This is a genomic window from Bifidobacterium sp. POST2/T3 (B1) (assembly GCF_058197115.1).
On sequence record NZ_JBVPQK010000327.1, the window covers coordinates 1 to 2,946 of the forward strand.

3 protein-coding genes are annotated in these 2,946 nt (G+C 57.2%); all 3 read left to right on the plus strand.

What is annotated here, in order from left to right:
* A partial coding sequence (locus tag AC0AP0_RS11135; RefSeq protein WP_490430512.1) for an ABC transporter permease occupies positions 1-947 on the plus strand: 947 nt, incomplete at its 5' end.
* Positions 948-1,368: 421 nt separating this feature from the next.
* Positions 1,369-2,253, plus strand: coding sequence for an ABC transporter ATP-binding protein (locus AC0AP0_RS11140; RefSeq protein WP_232356190.1), 885 nt, complete (start codon positions 1,369-1,371; stop codon positions 2,251-2,253).
* Between the two features lie 10 nt (positions 2,254-2,263).
* Positions 2,264-2,946 (plus strand): ABC transporter permease (locus tag AC0AP0_RS11145; RefSeq protein ID WP_490430513.1); only part of this gene is annotated, 683 nt, incomplete at its 3' end.

The window sequence follows — 2,946 nt, forward strand, 5'->3', positions numbered from 1 at the left end:
ACGACATTCGACGGATCGACGGGGTTGCACAGGCCGAGCTGGTGCCCCAGTATGCAGCCATGGTCAAATCAGGCGGGCAGAACGGGGCGGGAATGACTATTTTCGCCCTGGATGCGCATAAGATCGATCGTCTTCTGAACTCCAAGGTCGGCAAGGATCTTTCCGGACCGGATGCCCTGCTGCTTCCAGAAAGCCTCATGGACAAGCAGAAGGATTTTCACGACGGCGGGAATCTTGGGCTCAATATTCTCAGCCCGATCCAAGGCGACGCTCATGGCGGATCCACGTCGGTGGCTCAAAGGCTCTTCGTGACCAGTGTCTATGCGCCTTTCCAGGGAATTGATGCCAACAATTTATATGGCCTGACCGACTCATCCTTGCTGAATGGCATTCAGCCTCAGACAGTGCAGATCTGGGCCAAGATCGATGGTTCGCCAACAGTCCCGGCATTCATGGACAAGGTGAAAAACGCGCTTTCTGGGTATTCGGCTGTTTCCGTCAAGGGTGGGTTGGCTGAGAAGCAGCAGTGGGATCGGATCATCGACAGCCTGCTCATGATCATCCTGGCTCTTCTGGCAGTGGCGGTTGCCATCGCCCTGATCGGCGTGGCCAATACGCTTTCCCTTTCGGTGCTGGAACGCCGGCGGGAGTCCGCCACCCTGCGGGCCATTGGGATGACCCGGAAGCAGATCAGACGGTCACTGGCTGTGGAATCAGGGCTGATAGCCCTGGGGTCGTCCTTGTCTGGCATGGTCCTGGGCCTGCTCTTCGGCTGGGCTGCAGCCTATGAGATCTTCTCCTCTCTGGGTACGGTGGCTTTCCCCATTCCCTGGTCCACCGGGCTGGTGATTCTGCTGGTGGCGCTCGTAGCGGCGATTCTGGCAAGTGTTCTGCCCGCAAGGCGCGTCAACCGGACCCCACCGGTCGTGGCTCTTGCTGAGGAATGACGGCAAGCAGCCTTCATCCTGGCATGCTTTGGTCGGCGTCGGGAATGAATGACTCATTCTACCGGGTGATGATTTCCTTGATGCTGCTCGGAAACGATTCAGCTTGAGCTAAGGAAGCTCGTTATTCCTGTAGTCAATCAAGGAGATCTGGGCAACAGCCTCAATTCCTTGGTCCGATGGTTGCATGTCTTGTGACTCATGTCTCTTGTGCTGAACATGATTCGCTTCATCTCCGCAGATGTCCATCCCCGCCGCCCCGTGTTGATTTGGATGGTGCCAGCCTAACAGGAGGAGTTCTTCAGCACACTCATCCGTAAGGATGATTCTCTTCATCGCTCCCAGGGAGCATATCGCGGCAGCTAATAGCCGCATAGGGTCGGAAGCTGACGGGAGAAAGGTTTCCTCGCGGATAAGGAGCACCATGCAGAACAAAGCGGATACTTCGTCTTCACAAGGGTTGATCGACAGAGCAGGTCCAGGCATCGTGGGTCAGCCGGCCGTCAGCGCCAGGCAGCTGACCAAGGATTATGGGCAAGGATCTAACGCCGTCCATGCCCTGCGCGGAATTGACGTGAATTTCGAGCGTGGCCGGTTCACCGCCATCATGGGTCCTTCAGGTTCGGGCAAGTCAACGCTCATGCACGTTCTGGCTGGTCTGGATACTGTCACCTCAGGCCATGTCTATATGGCCGCTGATCTTCTGCATTCGAAGAGCGGAGATCGTCACCATCCATCGATTGATCAGGCCGGCCGAGTCGACCTGACACGAATGGACGACCGTCAGCTGACCCTTATCAGGAGACGGCATCTGGGATTCATCTTCCAGAGCTTCAACCTATTGCCTATGTTCACTGCCAAACAGAACATCCTCATGCCGCTGGTACTGGACGATGTTCGGCCCGACACCTCATGGATGGAGCAGCTGGTAGAGACTCTGGGATTGTCGGAGAGGTTGGACCATCGGCCCAGCGAGCTCTCGGGTGGCCAGCAGCAGCGTGTGGCCATTGCCAGGGCCCTCATCACCAAGCCTTCAATCGTCTTTGCGGACGAGCCTACGGGAAACCTGGACACGGTTTCCTCGACCGAGGTGCTCAGCTTCCTTCGGGATTCGGTCCGCGAGCTGGGGCAGACCGTCATCATGGTCACTCATGATGCCTATGCCGCATCCTATGCCGACCGTGCGCTGGTCTTTGCAGACGGACAGATCGTTGCGGACCGACAGGATCCGACGGTGAAGGCCATGAATGACCTTCTGTCTGAACAAGTGTCGGCTGGCACTGCTGGCGATTCCCAGGTACGGGACTAGGGGGTGCACTGTGTGGCGGATAACCCGTACGATGATGAAGCGCGATGCACGTATGATGATGCCGGCTGGCCTGGCCATCGTGATCGGCGCCCTCTTTATGTGTCTGACGCTCCTTTTTGGCAACGTGGCGAATGCCTCCATGCGTCGTGAGATTAGCCTGGATGCCGGTCGAGCCAACTATGCTGTGACCTCCAGAAAGGATCAGGACAAGCCAATCCTGTTCGACAAGTTTGACAGCAAAGGACTGTCGAAATTGCAGGGGGTTCGTGGTCTGCGCCCTGATGTCAGCCTCATGATGGATATGGAAGCAAACGGTCAGTCCAGCAAGGGGATTCTTGCCATTGCGGGTGCCAGGCAGGAACTTATGCCTGTTGATCTGGACCGGGGGCAATGGCCGGATTCAGATGATCAGGTTGTGTTGCCGCATTCCGTTTCCGACAGGCTCCGTGTGGGTCTGGGCGATAAGGTGCGCCTTCATCTGTCCCCGATGATGCTGCCAGGTAGTGATAGCGATAGTGCTCAGGATTCTTCGAGTACAGAACGCCTTGTCGATCAGGGCACTGTGGACTTGACCGTCTCAGGCATCAGCGCGAGCCGTGGCGGACAGTACGACGACTTCGGCGGAGCTGTGGTGCTGACGGGTTCTCGGATTGATCGCCTGCTGACTATGGCGGGAATGGTTGGACCTGAGTC

What these genes read in the sequence shown, in the direction of transcription:
- AC0AP0_RS11140 (WP_232356190.1), top strand. Translation starts at nt 1,369, where the DNA reads ATGCAGAACAAAGCGGATACTTCGTCTTCACAAGGGTTGATCGACAGA.